A 15,622-nucleotide genomic window follows, 5' to 3' on the forward strand; every position below is an offset into this window, starting at 1 on the left:
ATGGTTACGGACTACCATAGCCTTAAAAGAAGGAAAAGTATTATAAATCAGATGTTTTACGGGATAATACGGATGTTTGAGGAAGTTGAGATGATGCCGATGCGGGAACAGAAGGTATTTGAAGCAAGAGTTGTGCTGGGAGTATTTGAAGCGTTATCTGGTCAGGGTGCCTTTGAGGAGAAGTCATTGTTCAGCGCAGGAGCGCTTCAGAAAGGTTTTTAAAAGCCAGAAACAAAAAAACACCCGTTAAGGTGTTAAGTTGGTTGCGGGAGCCGGATTTGAACCGACGACCTTCGGGTTATGAGCCCGACGAGCTACCAGGCTGCTCCATCCCGCGTCCGATATACTGCTGCTTCCATCACAACAGGTCTTGCTGTACTGCACACTTCCGGAGAAGTGGTTGCGGGAGCCGGATTTGAACCGACGACCTTCGGGTTATGAGCCCGACGAGCTACCAGGCTGCTCCATCCCGCGTCCGAAATACTGTTGCTTCCATCACAACAGGTCCTGCTTGTTCACAGACCTTCTCAAAAGAGTTGGTTGCGGGAGCCGGATTTGAACCGACGACCTTCGGGTTATGAGCCCGACGAGCTACCAGGCTGCTCCATCCCGCGTCTGTGGAAGCGCACTATACTCTCAGTGAGTTTCGTTGCAACCCCTTTTTGCAACAAACTCATCAAAATAGCGCTGCCTGCTTAATTCTTACTCATCCTGCCGGCTGTTCTCCTCAGCCAACCGATCTTTACCCTTGTCCCGTTTAATTCTCTCAGTGCCTTTGCTATCTTCGGCGGGGAATTCCGCAAAGAGGGCAGTAGAGAATGAAAGGACGTTGGGCGAAGTATGCAGTAACAGGGGCGTTAATTGCCCTGCTGGCGGGATGTTCTTCAAAACCGACCGATCGCGGCCAGCAATATAAAGATGGCAAGCTTGAACAGCCGCTGGGTCTGGTTAATCAGCCTAACGCAAAGGGGCGGCCAGTGAATGGCAAAGATTTTGGCGATCAGATCAGCGAAATTCAGTACGCTTCGCCCGGCATGTACTCCCGCCAGAACAGCACCTACAGCTCGCTTAAAGCCTGGCTGATGGCCGGGGGCGATACCCGCCAGCTGCGCCAGTTTGGCCTGGATGCTTACCAGATGGAAGGCACCGACAATTATGGCAACGTGCAGTTTACTGGCTACTACACGCCGGTTATCCATGCGCGCTACACTCGTCAGGGCGAGTTCCAGTATCCTTTATACAGAATGCCGCCTCGGGCTAAAGGGGCGCGTCTGCCCAGCCGGGCAGAAATCTACAGCGGCGCGCTGGGTGAGCGTTACATCGTGGGTTACAGCAATTCGCTGATGGATAACTTCATTATGGATGTGCAGGGCAGCGGCTACGTCGATTATGGCGATGGCCGTCCACTGACGTTCTTTGGCTACGGCGGCAAAAACGGCCACGCTTATCGCAGCATTGGCAAGGTGTTGATCGATCGCGGTGAGGTGAAGCGCGAAGATATGTCGATGCAGGCAATCCGGAAATGGGGTGAAGAGCACACTCCGGCTGAAGTGCGTGAGCTGCTTGAGCAGAACCCTTCCTTTGTCTTCTTTAAGCCAGAGGAGTTTGCGCCGGTGCGTGGCGCCAGCGCCGTTCCTCTGGTGGCAAAAGCTTCGGTAGCGTCCGATCGCTCGCTGATCCCACCTGGAACCGCTCTGCTGGCGGAAGTCCCGCTACTGGACAACAACGGTAAATTTACCGGAAAATATGAGATGCGGATGATGGTCTCGCTGGATGTGGGGGGCGCGATTAAAGGTCAGCACTTCGATATCTACCAGGGCATTGGCGAACAGGCGGGGCATATGGCTGGCTGGTTTAACCATTATGGCCGCGTCTGGGTGCTGAAAGCCGCACCGGGTGCAGGCGCACCGCTTTTCTCTTCCGCACAAAATAGCACGGGTAACTCCGGCCTGCTCACCCAGTAGCAGGTAGCAGCGGGCTGGTTCGCCAGCCCGTCACTGATTCCGAGGTAAGACATGACTTCTCTTTCTGACGCCTGGCTGCAACGCTTTGGCGGGACGGCGCGTTTGTATGGGCAACCGGCGCTGCAACTCTTTGCAGATGCGCACATCTGCGTGGTGGGTATTGGCGGCGTAGGCTCCTGGGCCGCAGAGGCGCTGGCCCGTACCGGTATTGGGGCGATCACGCTGATCGATATGGATGACGTCTGCGTCACCAATACCAACCGGCAGATCCACGCCCTGAAAGCAACGGTAGGGCAGGCGAAAACGGAAGTGATGGCGGAGCGCATTCTGGCGATTAACCCGGAGTGTAAAGTCACCTGTGTGGACGACTTTATTACGCCTGATAACACGGCGGAATTAATGGGCGCAGGATTTACCTACGTCATTGATGCAATTGACAGCGTGCGGCCTAAAGCGGCCCTGCTGGCCTGGTGCCGCCGCAATAAAATTCCGCTGGTGACCACCGGCGGCGCAGGGGGACAAATCGATCCTACGCAAATTCAGGTCGCCGATCTGGCTAAAACCATTCAGGACCCGCTGGCGGCAAAACTGCGTGAACGTCTGAAGCACGACTTTAACATCGTGAAAAACAGCAAAGGCAAGCTGGGGATTGATTGCGTTTTCTCGACTGAGGCGCTGATGTACCCGCAGCCGGATGGATCGGTTTGCGCTTCCCGCAGCACGGCGGAGGGGCCAAAAAGAATGGACTGCGCGTCAGGCTTTGGTGCCGTGACCATGGTCACGGCCACCTTTGGCTTTGTTGCCGTGTCCCATGTGCTGAAGAAAATGATGGCAAAAGCAGCGCGTGGATAAGAAACAATCTGCTGACCTGCTGACCTGCTGACCTGCTGACCTGCTGACCTGCTGACCTGCTGACCTGCTGACCTGCTTTAGCGGTATTCAGCGGCTGCCTTAACTGCCGCATCCGCCAGAGCGCCCAGTCCGGCGCTGCGTGAGGCGCTAAGCTGGGTGCGCAGGCCCAACTCGTCAAATAAAGCCAGCGGATCGGTGTGCAGCAGCGCTGCTGGCGGTTGTCCTTCCACTGCGGTAAGCAACACTGCCAGTAATCCCCGCACAATTCTGCCTTCGCTGTCGCCATAGAAGTGCAGAGTGCCGTCGGCCTTCAGTTGATGTCCCAGCCAGACGCGGTTCTCACACCCGCTCAGCTCAATTTCGCTGCGCTTAAGCGCTTCAGGCAGTGCAGGAAGCTGTTTACCCAACAGGATCAGCTGACGATAGCGATCTTCCCACTGGGTAAACGCCCTGAATTGCTGTTTTAAACCCTCCGGCGTAATAAGTTCACCAAACGGGTGTGGGGCTAATAAAGTTGTCATGTTTACTCTGCAAGCAGCTCCAGTGCGGTGGTCATGCCTCTGACCAGCGCTTCCACATCATCAAGCGTATTATAGGGGGCAAATGAGGCGCGCAAAGTACCGCTGACGCCTAAAGCCTGTAAAAGCGGCTGCGCGCAGTGTTGACCGGCGCGCAGGGCGATGCCCGATTCCGCCAGCAATGTCACCACATCGCTGTGATGGATGCCGACAAAGTCAAAGGAGAGCAGGCTTGAGCGGCTGGCGCGATAGCTGCGAAAGCCCGGTAGCAGAGAAAGCCGCTCTTCAGCCCTGTCCGCCAGGCCACAGCTCCAGCTTTCAGCGGCCTGCCAGTCCAGGGTTTCAAGCCAGCTCAGGGCTGCACTCAGGCCGATTACCCCGGCAACGTTTGGCGTACCGGCTTCAAAACGCCAGGGAACAGGCTGCGGGGTAAAGCCTTCAAAGTTCACGCTGGTCAGCATCTTACCGCCGCCCTGCCACGCAGACATCTCCTCCAGCAGCGCTGTTTTGCCGTAGAGCGCACCGATGCCCATCGGGCCATAGAGCTTATGTGCAGAAAAGGCATAGAAATCAATATCCAGCGCGCTGACGTCCGCCGGGTTGTGTACCACGCCCTGGGCACCATCAATCATCACTCTGGCTCCGACCCGGTGCGCCAGCTTAATGGCCTCTGCCAGATCCGGGCACCCACCCGTTACGTTAGACATCTGTCCCAGAGCCAGGACTTTAGTTTTCGCCGTCAGCAAAGAGGCCAGCAGCGTGGGATCCGGTAGCCTGTTGGCATCCAGCGGCCACTTTATGACTTTTGCGCCGGTTTGCAGGGCAACCATCAGCCAGGGCACGAGATTGGCATGATGCTCGGCTTCACTCACCAGAATTTCATCGCCCGGTTGCAGGCGTGGACGAAAATAGCCCTGAGCCACCAGGTTAATGGCTTCTGTCGTGCCCTTTGTCCAGACGATATCATTAGCGAGGGGGGCGTTAAGCAGGCGTGCAACCTGCCCACGAGCCTGCTCATAGCGATCGGTCAGCTCGCGCGCGGCGGCGAACTGGCTGCGATGTACGGTTCCGGCACTCAGGCTGTAAAACCGCTCTGTAGCCTCAATCACCGCCAGCGGTTTTAGCGTGGTCGCCGCACTGTCGAGGTAAACACCAGCATCAGCTAAAGCTGGAAAATGGTGGCGAAAGTGGTCAGGGTTAAAAAGGGTCATACCTTCCTCGTGCTTTGATGTATTCATGCGCTTTTTTCAGCACCAGTCTGAATTACAGGCATTTTCCTGGCAATGTTGAAAAAGCTGGTTATGCTCTTTTATGCAAGGTTTAAACTATTACCCGCAAATAAGCGTTTCTCATGCAGGCACTTTGCCCTGAGTCCGTGTTCTGCAGGTGGTTTATCGCATCACAGTCTGCAAGGAGATATAAAGATGAAAAAATTTGCTGCAATTATGGCCGCCTGTGCCATGACATTTACCCTGGCCGCTTGTTCAAGCAACTATGTTATGCACACCAATGATGGTCGTACCATTGTCGCGGACGGCAAGCCTGTGGTAGATGATGATACTGGCATGATCAGCTACAAAGATGCCAATGGCAACAAACAGCAGCTGAATCGTTCTGATGTGAAAGAAATGGTCGAAATGGACCAGTAAGCTTCAGGCAAAAAAAAGCACCGCAATTTGCGGTGCTACTAATCACTATGGACAGACAGGGTAAATCTACAGGAATAAAAAGATAGCCAGGCTATCAGATCTGAAAATCGTCAGATCAAATGCAAACACAACATCACGACCACAAGCCAAAAGCCCCTCAAAATCTGGCGTTTCCGCCACTATTTCAAACAACTTTTCGTTCCGGCTCAGGAAGTGCGGCAACTATAGGTATTTGCTGGTACATCCTCAACGGACAAATTATAATGCCTCGGATAAAAAAAACTAATAGGTAATGCGCCTTCAGGTGCGTGACTTCCCATGCTGTTAAAGTGTACCCGGTAACCATGTCGAAACGTCTTCCTCCTTTAAATGCGCTGCGTGTTTTTGATGCAGCGGCGCGCCATCTCAGCTTTACCAAAGCGGCTGAAGAGCTGTTTGTGACTCAGGCTGCGGTAAGCCACCAGATCAAGTCATTAGAGGATTTTCTCGGGCTGAAGCTCTTCAGAAGGCGCAATCGTTCGCTGCTGCTCACCGAAGAGGGGCAGAGTTATTATCTCGATATCAAAGAGATTTTTACCTCGCTGAACGAGGCAACCCGCAAGCTTCAGGCGCGCAGCGCTAAGGGAGCTTTGACGGTGAGCTTGCTGCCCAGCTTTGCCATTCAGTGGCTGGTGCCAAGGCTGACAAGCTTTAACTCAGCTTATCCGGGCATTGATGTCCGTATTCAGGCTGTGGATCGCGATGAGGAAAAACTGGCGGACGATGTCGATGTCGCCATTTTCTATGGCCGCGGCAACTGGCCGGGGCTGAGAGTTGAAAAGCTCTATGCGGAGTATTTACTGCCGGTCTGTTCACCGCTGCTACTGACCGGTGATAAACCGCTTAAAACGCCTGAAGATCTCGCGCGGCAAACTTTGCTGCATGATGCCTCGCGTCGCGACTGGCAGTCCTACACCCGCCAGCTTGGCGTCGGACACATTAATGTTCAACAGGGGCCTATCTTCAGTCACAGCGCTATGGTGTTACAGGCTGCAATCCACGGGCAGGGTGTGGCTCTGGCAAACAATGTGATGGCGCAAACTGAAATTGAAGCTGGCCGTCTGGTTTGTCCGTTTAATGACGTTTTAGTGAGTAAAAACGCTTTTTATCTGGTTTGTCATGACAGTCAGGCAGAACTGGGTAAAATAGCCGCCTTTCGGCGGTGGATCCTGGCGAAAGCGGCCAGTGAACAAGAGAAATTCCGCTTTCGTTATGAGAGCTGAGCAATAATTTTTACGCGTGGCCAGCGTGCGGCGTGTGTAACCTCTGAGGATAAAGGAAATGTCGAGTCGTGCGATGCTGATTTTTTCAGCTATTAGCGGATTTGTCTATGTGATGCTGGGCGCGTTTGGTGCGCATGTACTCAGCAAGTCGCTGGGGCCGGCTGAAATGGCCTGGATGAAAACCGGTCTGGATTATCAGGCTTTTCATACCCTGGCCATTCTGGGGCTGGCGGCGGCAATGCTACGCCGGGCGAATATCTGGTTTTACTGGAGCTCGGCGCTGCTGGCGCTGGGCACCGTACTGTTCAGCGGCAGTCTCTACTGTCTGGCGCTTTCGCACATGAAGCTGTGGGTTTATATCACACCAGTGGGCGGCACCTGCTTCCTGATTGGTTGGGTTTTGATGTTGGTTGGCGCGCTGCGTCTGAAGAAAAGGGCAGAACGCCATGAATAAAGTATTACTCTATTGCCGTCAGGGATTTGAGAAAGAGTGTGCGGCAGAGATCACCGCGAAAGCGGCGGCCCGCAATGTGTTTGGTTTCGCGCGGGTGAAGGAAGATTCGGGCTATGTGCTGTTTGAATGCTACCAGGCGGAAGAAGCAGAGAAACTGATTGCTGAACTGCCGTTCAGCGAACTGATCTTCTCCCGTCAGATGATCGTCGTAGGCGAGCTGCTGCGCGATCTTCCGCCGGAAGATCGCGTCACGCCGGTCACAGGTATGCTGACCGGATTTGTTGAGAAGGGGGGCGAACTGCGCGTCGAGGTGCCAGACACCAATGAGAGCAAAGAACTGCTTAAGTTTTGTCGTAAATTCACCGTGCCGCTGCGCTCGAGCCTGCGTTCCGCCGGTATTTTGCTGAAGTATGAAACTGACAAGCGCCCGGTTGTGCATGTGTTCTTTATCGCGCCGGGTCATTGCTATGTAGGCTATTCACTGCCGCAGAATAACTCCCGCTTCTTTATGGGCATTCCGCGTCTGAAGTTCCCTTCTGATGCGCCAAGCCGCTCCACGCTGAAACTGGAAGAGGCCTTCCACGTCTTTATTCCTGCTGATGAGTGGGACGAACGTCTGGGCAGCGGTATGTATGCTGTCGATCTGGGTGCCTGTCCGGGCGGCTGGACCTACCAGCTGGTGCAGCGCAGCATGATGGTTCACGCAGTGGATAATGGCCCGATGGCGCCAAGCCTGATGGATACGGGACAGGTTTTCCATCATCGTGAAGATGGCTTCAAGTATCGCCCTACGCGCAGCAATATTTACTGGGTGGTATGCGATATGGTGGAAAAACCGGTTCGCGTAGCGAATCTGATGGCCGACTGGCTGGTAAACGGCTGGTGCCGTGAAGCGATCTTTAACCTGAAGCTGCCGATGAAAAAACGCTTTGAAGAGGTGTCACAAAACCTGGCGATGATCGATGAAAAGCTGAAGGCTAACGGCATCAATGCGCAGATCCAGGCACGGCAGCTCTATCACGACCGCGAAGAGGTGACGGTGCATATTCGCCGCATCTGGAGCGCGGCACCCGGCCGCCGGGACGAGCGTTAAGGTGTGATGCAGGGCGGGGCGCCTGGAATGTGCGCGCCCGGAAACTTAACGCACAGCCAGAAGCGTTTAAAAGCGTTCTGCCAGCCCGGGCGCCGCAACCCTTCCGGGCAGCCGTAAGTTTATAAACGTTCCGGCAGCCGCAACTCTTTCAGATTCCCCTCAAGATGCAGGTCGGTGCGCAAAGTAGCAACCTTCCTGCAAATCTTCGCCATCTCTTGCTGCTCCTGTAACTTCTTCTGCCATTTGGGCGGCACCGCAGCGAGTTGTTGATAAATCGCTTCCAGCGAGCCAAATGTTGTAAGCAGTTCCGCTGCGCTTTTCGCGCCAATCCCGGCCACGCCCGGAATTTTGCTGCTGCTGATGCCGGCCAGCCCCCAGTAATCGGGTAGCAGGGCAGGCGTCATGATGCCAAATTCCGCCGTAATAAAAGGCAGATCCAGCCAGCGTTTCTGGAAATAATCCCGAATCTGAATGGCGGGTGCCAGCAGCTGGCAATAGCCTTTATCGGTGGAAACGATAGTCGCCTGATGGCCAGCTGCCGCTACCTTTACCGCCAGCGTAGCCGCCAGATCATCCGCTTCTTCGCCGTGCGCCTGCCAGCACGCGACGCCCGCGGCCTGAAAAGCGGTGCGCAGCAACGGCATCTCTTGCCGTAACGTCTCCGGCATTGGCGAGCGGCCAGCCTTATACCCTGGCAGTAGCTGATGACGCCAGCCTTCATGCCGCTCTTCATCGTCAAATACCGCCACGGCATGCGTGGGGTTACTGTGCCGGATCAGCTGATGCAGCGCGTTAACGCAGGTTTCCTGGCAAGGCGATCCCTGAACCGCGTGGATACGTCGGATAAGATTCAGGGCATCAACAATCAGTAAATGAACAGTCATAGGATCCACGAAAGCGGAGCGGCTATGTCGCCGCTCCTGTGAGGAGTTTATTTAATGATTTCGTAGCAGGGGATGTAGGCGGTACCCGGCAGCTTCATGCGGTGCTGAGCCACAAATCCCTGTAACAAATCATCCATGCGGCGCATCATTTCCCGATCGCCGTGCAGCTTATAAGGGCCTTTCTCTTTGATCGCTTTGATCCCCATATCCTTGACGTTTCCAGCCACGATCCCGGAAAACGCGCGCCGCAGCGCAGCGGCAAGCTGCTCGGCAGGCTGATCGGGATAGAGATTGAGATTCGCCATGTTTTCATGGGTAGGTATAAACGGCACCTGTAGATCGGGCGCAATGCGAATCGACCAGTTAAAGCTGTAAGCATCGCCCGTTTCCCGACGGTGCTCTTTTACCTGCGGCATCGCTTTTTTCATCAGGCGAGCCACTTCAGCGGCATCATCAATAATGATGGTGTAGTGCTGGCGGGCAGCCTCGCCCAGGGTGCTGACAATAAACTCATCCAGCACATTAAAATAGTCCGCACTCTCTTTCGGCCCGGTCAGAATCAGCGGCAGAACCTGATCCTGGTTTTGCGGGTTCATCAGAATACCCAGCAGGTAGAGCAGCTCTTCTGCGGTACCTACGCCGCCGGGGAAAATGATGATGCCATGCGCAATACGGACAAACGCTTCAAGACGTTTCTCGATATCCGGCATGATAATCAGCTCATTTACCAGTGGGTTTGGCGGCTCTGCGGCGATGATCGAAGGCTCTGTTAAGCCGATAAAACGCCCCTCTTTATAGCGCTGCTGCGCGTGACCGACGGCGGCGCCTTTCATCGGGGCTTCCATCACTCCCGGCCCGCAGCCTGTACAGATGTTCAGCTCGCGCAGGCCCAGCTGCGACCCGACGTTACGGCAATATTGATATTCCACCGCGTTGATCGAGTGGCCGCCCCAGCAGACCACGGTATTGGGTTCTTCCCCAACATGCAGCGCACGGGCGTTCCTGAGTATTGAAAACACCATGTTGGTGATCTGCACCGAGTCTTCAATATTGAGGTGCTGGAAGCGACCGGCGCTGTCGATCTGTCCATTCACAAACAGAATATCGCGCAGCACGGCAAACAGGTTCGCCTGCAACGAGCGGATGATCCTGCCATCCACAAACGCCTCTTCAGGCGGGTTAATCAGCTCAAGTTTTACGCCGCGCTCGCGTCGCAGCACGTTGATATCAAAATTTTCAAAGCGGGAGAGCAGCTCATTGCTGCTGTCGGTCTGACTTCCGGAGTTAAGGACGGCAAGAGAACAGTTACGGAACAGCTGGTAGAGGTCGCTGCTGGCCGTCTGCTTCAGCATATCGACTTCCAGTTGTGAGAGCAGATCCATTGAGCCTAAGGGGCTGACATGTGTAATCAAATTAACTCCTTTACACCCGTACGGGTGGTAGTCACTCCATTGTGGCCATTCGGCCGGAACAGCATGGAGAGTAAAATCCCTGGGCCAGGTGGTTACCTGTGCCCACTCCAGAGTAGCCTTGTCCGTCCTGATTTAACAAGAGATCGCATCCTGCTAATGCGGGATGGTGCGCAAAACCGTGCTGATTACTGCCTGACAAGACGGGAATGGCCTGGCCGGAACAGAGCGTTGCTGCGCCAGGGGTTGATATCCAGCCCGCCCCGACGGGTGTAGCGGGCATAAACGCTTAGCTGCTCTGGCTGGCAAAAGCGCAGAATATCGTTGAATATGCGTTCGACACACTGCTCGTGGAATTCGTTGTGATGACGGAAAGAGATCAGATAACGCAGCAGCGCTTCACGCTGAATACGCGGCCCCCGGTAGCTGATCTGCACCGAACCCCAGTCTGGCTGGTTGGTAATCAGGCAGTTGGATTTCAACAGATGGCTGACCAGCTGCTCTTCCACAATTTCAGGTTGCGTTGCCTGTTGCAGATAATCCGTGGTGAACTGATAGTTATCAATTTCAATATCCTGTTCATCAATGCAGTATCCGGCAAGGTGCCCAATGGGCTGGCCTTCCACTTCCTGTAGCCGGAACAGTGCGACGCTGACTTCCCCCTGCGCACAGGCGCTGAGATCGCGCTCCAGCGTGCTACGAACATCGCCCCAGTCGGCAAATTTTGTCTGGTTGAAACTGTTAAGATAGAGTTTGAAACTCTTGGACTCAATCAGGTTCTGGCTGTCCGCCTTCAGCGTCACTTCGCCTATAGCAACCTGCGGCAGGCCTTTCTCATTCAGCCAGGATAGCTCGTACAGCGTCCAGATATCGGCGCCATGAAAAGGCAGGGCCTCCGGATAAAGCCCCAGCGGTTCGCGGTTCATGCTGCGCGGTACGGCTTGCAGTAAAGAGGGTTGATACTTATCGTGATACTCTGTGGGTTTTCCCAGTGTCAGGTTGTTTAATGCCTGATGTGGAGCCTTAGAAGACATCTTAATTACCTTATGGCCTGCGGCTTGCAGGCGGTAGTGCACAGTTAGCCTTAGTGTAACTCAGGCAACAGAGAGTGAAAAAAGAATGATTGAACAAACGGCCCAGGCCTTAACGGATTTTACCCGTAAATATTGTGATGACTGGATCCGCGAATGCGGCCATCCTCCGGCAAGTGCCGAACTTCTTGGCGTGCCTTCGCCCTGCGTCCAGCAAACCAATGAAGAGGATCTCTTCTGGCTGCCGCAGCCCTTCACCCTGGCGCAAAACCTGGAAGCGGTTGAGCGGGCCGTGGAGTTACGCATCCAGCCCTCTGTAGTGGCCTGGTATAGTTCGCAGTTTGCCGGAGATATGTCCGTCACGTTTGGCGAGCTGAGCTGTACGCTGCTGCAAACCTGGAGCGAGGAAGATTTTCTGCGCGTACAGGAAAATCTTATTGGCCATCTGGTTATGAAGCGCCGTTTAAAACAGTCGCCAACCCTGTTTATCGCCACAACCTCCTCTGAACTGGAGGTGATTTCCGTATGCAATCTCAGCGGGGAAGTGGTACTGGAGCAGCTGGGCACCAAACAACGCACCCTTCTGGCGCCAGACCTGGAGCAGTTCATCACCGAGCTGACGGTTGCCTTACCCTGAATATTAAAAAGCGCGACGTTTTGTAAGAGATCTCTCACGTCAGCTGTGAGAGATCGCTTGAAAATAGCCACGTACAAACCAGGGTTTTTAGTGCAATTGATTAAAAATCATAAAGTTGCTCTTACTGGTGGCGCTTACACAGCGGTAAGCATGACATTTCGCTGTCAGCCATATTGTGTGTTTATACAGTTAGGGCAGAATAACGCCACCAAAAGGAAGTGTGGCTTAGCAATAAGTCGGGATACCTCGGGAAGAGGAAGCAGGGAAGTCTTCAGGATGAAGAAAGGATATCTCAGGACGAGATCAGGGACACCTCCAGGATGGAGATTGTGAGCTGTCATGAAGATGGCGTGCCGGGATGCAAGGGACACACCAGGAAGGTGAAAAGTAGGGAACACTCAGGGACAAAGTTATCACGGACGAGCAGGGAGCATAAGCGTGGCGGGATAGCTGCAAACGAACCGGGAGCACTGTTTACACAGTGCTCCCTTTTTTTGTCCATACTTTTCCAGAGCACACTGCTGAGTGGTATGCTTGCTGCCTTCCGATCATCTGACCAAGGAGAACTGCCAATGAGCCGTGAAACCCAGGTTTTGCATCGCCTTGATGCGATTGAGCAACTATTACATGAGGCGGGTCTGTGGCAAGTTTGTGCACCTACCAGCGAAGCGTTTAACAGCGTGGAGCCATTCTGCGTGGACACCATGATGCCGTTGCAGTGGCTACAGTGGATATTTCTGCCGCGCATGCGGGCAATACTGGATGCAGGCGCTCCACTGCCGGAAAAACTGGCGATTGCCCCCTATTACGAAGTGGCGCTTGAGGGCGAAATTCCTGCACGTGCCACGCTTCTGCACGCTCTGAATCAGCTGGATCAGTTGTTTGGGCAGGACGATTAATGCTGGAGATCCTCTATCAGGATCGCTGGCTGGTGGCGGTTAACAAACCCTCCGGTTGGCTGGTCCACCGTAGCTGGCTGGATCGCCACGAAACGGTTTTTGTTATGCAAACCCTGCGTGACCAGATTGGTCAGCATGTTTTTACCGTCCATCGTCTCGATCGTCCAACTTCCGGCGTGCTGCTGCTGGCGCTGTCGGCCGAGGTAGCCCGGCTTCTGTCGCAACAATTTGAACAGCACGCGTTACAAAAAACCTATCACGCGGTGGTCAGAGGCTGGCTGGAAGGGGAAGAGACCCTGGACTATGCGCTGACCGAAGAGCGGGACAAAATTGCCGACAAATTCAGCGTGGCGGATAAAGCGCCCCAGTCTGCCGTTACGCACTGGAAGGCTTTAGCAAAAGCGGAGCTGCCGGTAGCGGTAAGCTGCTATGAGACGTCGCGCTTCAGCCTGGTGGAGCTTAAGCCTGAAACCGGGCGTAAACACCAGTTACGCCGTCATTTACGCCACCTTCGTCATCCCATTATTGGGGACAGCGCCCACGGTGACCTCAAACAGAACCGCAGCGCCGCGCAGCATTTCGGCATGAAGAGGCTGATGCTGCACGCCAGCGAACTGAGCCTGACGCATCCGGTGACGGGTGAACCGCTGCTGTTGCGGGCCGGTCTGGATCCCGTCTGGCAGGGCTGCCTGTCCGCTTTTGGTTGGGAAGCGTGCCTTCCTGAGCTTCCGAGGGTTGAGTTTATGACGACTAACCTTCAGGATAGTCTCACTTAATAAGCGCCAGAAACGGAGAATTGCATGGCTCAGATAGGTATTTTTGTTGGCACCGTATACGGTAACGCGCTGATGGTGGCTGAAGAGGCTGAGCCTTTGCTGGCCGATCTGGGGCACCAGGTGAAAATTTTCGAAGATCCCACGCTGGGTGACTGGCAGCGCTACGCCGATCAGGTGGTACTGGTGATCACTTCGACTACGGGTCAGGGCAATTTACCAGACAGTATTGCGCCGCTGTTCCACGCCATCAAGGATAAGATGGGCCACCAGCCAGCCCTGCGTTACGGCGTGATTGCTCTGGGCGACAGTAGCTATGACGATTTCTGCGGAGGTGGAAAGTCGTTTGATGCGCTGTTGCAGGAGCACAGCGCCACGCGGCTGGGAGAGGTGCTGCTGGTTGATGCGACGGAATATCCGGAGCCGGAAGAGATTACTTCTCCCTGGGTGGAAGCCTGGGCAAAGCTGATTAGCTGACAGCTCTTACCGCGCCTGCTCTCAGGCGCGGTAAGAAAAACTCCTGCCACGCTGGCTCACGTCACCGGTGCCGGATTGAAAACGGCCAGCGCATTATGAATTCCCCAGCGATCGGACCAGGTTTGTTTGCTGCCGCTGGCAATCTCCAGAATCAGTTCAAACAATCTCCAGCCTACCTGCTCAATAGTCTCTTCACCGGTGGCGATAGTGCCCGCGTTGATATCCATCAGGTCATGCCAGCGATCGGCCAGCGCCGTGCGGGTCGCCATTTTGATAACCGGAATAGCAGCCAGGCCATACGGCGTGCCCCGTCCGGTAGTAAAGACCTGAAGCGTGATGCCTGAAGCCATCTGCTGCGTGCCGCAGACGAAATCACTGGCTGGCGTGGCGGCATAGATCAGCCCGCGCTGCGTCGGACGCTGGCCGGGGGAAAGAACTTCGACAATGGCGCTCCGTCCCGACTTCGCAATAGATCCCAGCGCCTTTTCCACTACGTTAGCCAGCCCCCCTTTTTTATTGCCCGGAGAAGGGTTAGCGCTGCGATCGGTTTTACCCATATCCAGATAATTATCGTACCAGGCCATCTCCTCAAGCAGCCGTTTGCCTACTTCCACGCTGGCGACGCGCGGCGTAAGCAGATGCACAGCATCACGGACTTCGGTGACCTCAGAAAACATCACCGTAGCACCGCAGCGAACCAGCAGATCCGAAGCAAAGCCCACGGCGGGATTAGCGGTTACGCCCGAGAAAGCATCGCTGCCACCACATTGCATTCCCACAACCAGCTCAGACGCCGGGACGGTTTCCCGCTGGCGCTGGTTCAACCGCTGTAAATGGCGCTCTGCTACCTGCAAAATATCGGTGACCATCGATTCAAAGCCAATATGCTTTTCATCCTGCAACCGGATCACATCCTCTTCGCCCAGCGAAATGGTCTGAACATCGGGCGTGCCTTCCAGCAGACGTTCTGGCTGAAGTTTTTCGCAGCCCAGCCCCACAACCATCACTTCTCCGCCAAAGTTAGCGTTCAGCGCCAGGTTATGGATGGTGCGGATAGGCACCACGGCGGCAGGAGCATTGATTGCCACACCGCAGCCATAAAGATGATTCAGGGCTACCACGCCGTCAACGTTGGGATATTTCGGCAGCAGATCGCGTTCAATAATCTTCACCACATGGTCTACCACACCAGCCACGCAGTGCACGCTGGTAGTGATCGCCAGCAGATTGCGGGTGCCTACGCTGCCATCGGCATTGCGATAGCCCTGGAAGGTATAACCTTCAAGCTTGGGCAGGGCAGGGGGAATGTTGGTGGCCAGCGGCAGAGTCGTCAGCTCAGGCGCTTCAGGAAGCACCACCAGCGATTCATCAATCCAGCCTCCGCGTGAAATATTACGCACCGCGTAGCCGATAACTTCGCCATAGCGAATAATATCGCTGCCTTCAGAAATATCGCTCAGCGCAACTTTATGTCCCTGAGGAATATGCTCTTTTAATATCAGTCCGCAGGGGAATTCAGTGCCCGCAGTCAGGCCATTATTATTGACCACAATGGCAACGTTATCGTTTTCATGCACTTTGATATAGAGAGGCGGATCGTTTCTGAGAATATTCATTGCTCGACAAGTCCTGAAATAAGTGAGGAAAGCGTTTATTTTCTCTTCCTGAGGAACGATCTCTTCTGTTACGGGTAATCATGATTCTGCTGGCGACCAGTATA

17 protein-coding genes and 3 tRNA genes are annotated in these 15,622 nt (G+C 54.6%); 11 read left to right on the forward strand and 9 right to left on the reverse strand.

The features are described from left to right. Nucleotides 1-72 precede the first annotated feature (72 nt). On the forward strand, nt 73-222 hold the full coding sequence (locus tag AAH450_RS18335) for a hypothetical protein (protein WP_342911498.1): 150 nt from the start codon (nt 73-75) through the stop codon (nt 220-222). Nucleotides 223-260: 38 nt separating this feature from the next. On the opposite strand, the gene AAH450_RS18340 is transcribed toward AAH450_RS18335, so the two are convergent. The 3 genes from AAH450_RS18340 to AAH450_RS18350 form a co-directional block, all read right to left on the reverse strand. After that, nucleotides 261-337, reverse strand: a tRNA-Met gene (locus tag AAH450_RS18340). A 60-nt stretch (nt 338-397) separates the two neighbouring features. Continuing rightward, nucleotides 398-474: transfer RNA gene (locus AAH450_RS18345), tRNA-Met, on the reverse strand. A gap of 63 nt (nt 475-537) precedes the next feature. Beyond that, a tRNA-Met gene (locus AAH450_RS18350) sits at nt 538-614 on the reverse strand. 204 nt (nt 615-818) lie between these two features. Between AAH450_RS18350 and mltA the strand changes: the two genes are divergently transcribed. After that, entirely contained in the window at nt 819-1,964 is a 1,146-nt protein-coding gene (gene mltA / locus AAH450_RS18355; RefSeq protein ID WP_342911499.1) for a murein transglycosylase A, read from the forward strand. 51 nt (nt 1,965-2,015) lie between these two features. Then, nucleotides 2,016-2,816 (forward strand): tRNA cyclic N6-threonylcarbamoyladenosine(37) synthase TcdA, encoded by an 801-nt coding sequence (gene tcdA, locus AAH450_RS18360; protein WP_342911500.1) that lies wholly within the window; start codon nt 2,016-2,018, stop codon nt 2,814-2,816. A gap of 77 nt (nt 2,817-2,893) precedes the next feature. On the opposite strand, the gene csdE is transcribed toward tcdA, so the two are convergent. Together csdE and csdA are read right to left on the reverse strand one after the other, a co-directional pair. Continuing rightward, nucleotides 2,894-3,337, reverse strand: a complete 444-nt coding sequence (csdE, locus tag AAH450_RS18365) for a cysteine desulfurase sulfur acceptor subunit CsdE (RefSeq protein ID WP_342911501.1) — start codon at nt 3,335-3,337, stop codon at nt 2,894-2,896. A 2-nt stretch (nt 3,338-3,339) separates the two neighbouring features. Then, nucleotides 3,340-4,545, reverse strand: a complete 1,206-nt coding sequence (gene csdA, locus AAH450_RS18370) for a cysteine desulfurase CsdA (protein ID WP_342911502.1) — start codon at nt 4,543-4,545, stop codon at nt 3,340-3,342. Between the two features lie 213 nt (nt 4,546-4,758). Between csdA and AAH450_RS18375 the strand changes: the two genes are divergently transcribed. The 4 genes from AAH450_RS18375 (at nt 4,759) to rlmM (ending at nt 7,792) form a co-directional block, all read left to right on the forward strand. Then, the gene (locus tag AAH450_RS18375; RefSeq protein WP_342911503.1) at nt 4,759-4,983 is read left to right on the forward strand and encodes a YgdI/YgdR family lipoprotein; all 225 of its coding nucleotides are present in this window, start codon (nt 4,759-4,761) and stop codon (nt 4,981-4,983) included. Nucleotides 4,984-5,327: 344 nt separating this feature from the next. After that, complete coding sequence (gene gcvA, locus AAH450_RS18380; protein ID WP_342911504.1) at nt 5,328-6,245, forward strand: glycine cleavage system transcriptional regulator GcvA; 918 nt, start codon at nt 5,328-5,330, stop codon at nt 6,243-6,245. Between the two features lie 58 nt (nt 6,246-6,303). Continuing rightward, a complete protein-coding gene (locus AAH450_RS18385) occupies nt 6,304-6,699 on the forward strand; it encodes a DUF423 domain-containing protein (RefSeq protein WP_342911505.1) in 396 nt (131 codons plus the stop codon). Further along, nucleotides 6,692-7,792: a 23S rRNA (cytidine(2498)-2'-O)-methyltransferase RlmM gene (rlmM, locus tag AAH450_RS18390; protein ID WP_342911506.1), complete on the forward strand. Its 1,101-nt coding sequence runs from the start codon at nt 6,692-6,694 to the stop codon at nt 7,790-7,792. The genes AAH450_RS18385 and rlmM overlap by 8 nt, the downstream gene beginning before the upstream one ends. A 119-nt stretch (nt 7,793-7,911) precedes the next feature. Here rlmM and xni read toward each other — a convergent pair whose 3' ends face one another. The 3 genes from xni to queF form a co-directional block, all read right to left on the reverse strand. Then, nucleotides 7,912-8,676: a flap endonuclease Xni gene (xni, locus tag AAH450_RS18395; protein ID WP_342911507.1), complete on the reverse strand. Its 765-nt coding sequence runs from the start codon at nt 8,674-8,676 to the stop codon at nt 7,912-7,914. Nucleotides 8,677-8,723: 47 nt separating this feature from the next. Then, nucleotides 8,724-10,088: a nucleotide 5'-monophosphate nucleosidase PpnN gene (gene ppnN, locus AAH450_RS18400; protein ID WP_342911508.1), complete on the reverse strand. Its 1,365-nt coding sequence runs from the start codon at nt 10,086-10,088 to the stop codon at nt 8,724-8,726. Nucleotides 10,089-10,273: 185 nt separating this feature from the next. Beyond that, the gene (gene queF / locus AAH450_RS18405) at nt 10,274-11,119 is read right to left on the reverse strand and encodes an NADPH-dependent 7-cyano-7-deazaguanine reductase QueF (RefSeq protein ID WP_342911509.1); all 846 of its coding nucleotides are present in this window, start codon (nt 11,117-11,119) and stop codon (nt 10,274-10,276) included. An 85-nt stretch (nt 11,120-11,204) separates the two neighbouring features. Between queF and syd the strand changes: the two genes are divergently transcribed. The 4 genes from syd (at nt 11,205) to AAH450_RS18425 (ending at nt 13,902) form a co-directional block, all read left to right on the forward strand. Continuing rightward, the gene (gene syd, locus AAH450_RS18410; RefSeq protein ID WP_342911510.1) at nt 11,205-11,753 is read left to right on the forward strand and encodes a SecY-interacting protein; all 549 of its coding nucleotides are present in this window, start codon (nt 11,205-11,207) and stop codon (nt 11,751-11,753) included. Nucleotides 11,754-12,325: 572 nt separating this feature from the next. After that, nucleotides 12,326-12,652 (forward strand): YqcC family protein, encoded by a 327-nt coding sequence (locus AAH450_RS18415; protein WP_342911511.1) that lies wholly within the window; start codon nt 12,326-12,328, stop codon nt 12,650-12,652. Continuing rightward, nucleotides 12,652-13,428, forward strand: a complete 777-nt coding sequence (truC, locus tag AAH450_RS18420) for a tRNA pseudouridine(65) synthase TruC (RefSeq protein ID WP_342911512.1) — start codon at nt 12,652-12,654, stop codon at nt 13,426-13,428. The genes AAH450_RS18415 and truC overlap by 1 nt, the downstream gene beginning before the upstream one ends. Before the next feature lie 24 nt (nt 13,429-13,452). Further along, nucleotides 13,453-13,902 carry a flavodoxin gene (locus AAH450_RS18425; RefSeq protein ID WP_342911513.1) on the forward strand — a complete coding sequence of 150 codons (450 nt, stop codon included), beginning with the start codon at nt 13,453-13,455 and terminating at the stop codon, nt 13,900-13,902. A 56-nt stretch (nt 13,903-13,958) separates the two neighbouring features. On the opposite strand, the gene garD is transcribed toward AAH450_RS18425, so the two are convergent. Beyond that, nucleotides 13,959-15,518: a galactarate dehydratase gene (gene garD, locus AAH450_RS18430; RefSeq protein WP_342911514.1), complete on the reverse strand. Its 1,560-nt coding sequence runs from the start codon at nt 15,516-15,518 to the stop codon at nt 13,959-13,961. Between the last annotated feature and the right edge of the window lie 104 nt (nt 15,519-15,622).

This window comes from Erwinia magellanica (genome assembly GCF_039023495.1).
Lineage (GTDB): Bacteria > Pseudomonadota > Gammaproteobacteria > Enterobacterales > Enterobacteriaceae > Erwinia.

Coding starts and splice junctions, on each gene's coding strand:
- AAH450_RS18335 (WP_342911498.1), top strand. CDS start 73: ATGTTTGAGGAAGTTGAGATGATGCCGATGCGGGAACAGAAGGTATTT.
- mltA (WP_342911499.1), top strand. CDS start 819: ATGAAAGGACGTTGGGCGAAGTATGCAGTAACAGGGGCGTTAATTGCC.
- tcdA (WP_342911500.1), top strand. CDS start 2,016: ATGACTTCTCTTTCTGACGCCTGGCTGCAACGCTTTGGCGGGACGGCG.
- csdE (WP_342911501.1), bottom strand. CDS start 3,337: ATGACAACTTTATTAGCCCCACACCCGTTTGGTGAACTTATTACGCCG.
- csdA (WP_342911502.1), bottom strand. CDS start 4,545: ATGACCCTTTTTAACCCTGACCACTTTCGCCACCATTTTCCAGCTTTA.
- AAH450_RS18375 (WP_342911503.1), top strand. CDS start 4,759: ATGAAAAAATTTGCTGCAATTATGGCCGCCTGTGCCATGACATTTACC.
- gcvA (WP_342911504.1), top strand. CDS start 5,328: ATGTCGAAACGTCTTCCTCCTTTAAATGCGCTGCGTGTTTTTGATGCA.
- AAH450_RS18385 (WP_342911505.1), top strand. CDS start 6,304: ATGTCGAGTCGTGCGATGCTGATTTTTTCAGCTATTAGCGGATTTGTC.
- rlmM (WP_342911506.1), top strand. CDS start 6,692: ATGAATAAAGTATTACTCTATTGCCGTCAGGGATTTGAGAAAGAGTGT.
- xni (WP_342911507.1), bottom strand. CDS start 8,676: ATGACTGTTCATTTACTGATTGTTGATGCCCTGAATCTTATCCGACGT.
- queF (WP_342911509.1), bottom strand. CDS start 11,119: ATGTCTTCTAAGGCTCCACATCAGGCATTAAACAACCTGACACTGGGA.
- syd (WP_342911510.1), top strand. CDS start 11,205: ATGATTGAACAAACGGCCCAGGCCTTAACGGATTTTACCCGTAAATAT.
- AAH450_RS18415 (WP_342911511.1), top strand. CDS start 12,326: ATGAGCCGTGAAACCCAGGTTTTGCATCGCCTTGATGCGATTGAGCAA.
- truC (WP_342911512.1), top strand. CDS start 12,652: ATGCTGGAGATCCTCTATCAGGATCGCTGGCTGGTGGCGGTTAACAAA.
- AAH450_RS18425 (WP_342911513.1), top strand. CDS start 13,453: ATGGCTCAGATAGGTATTTTTGTTGGCACCGTATACGGTAACGCGCTG.
- garD (WP_342911514.1), bottom strand. CDS start 15,518: ATGAATATTCTCAGAAACGATCCGCCTCTCTATATCAAAGTGCATGAA.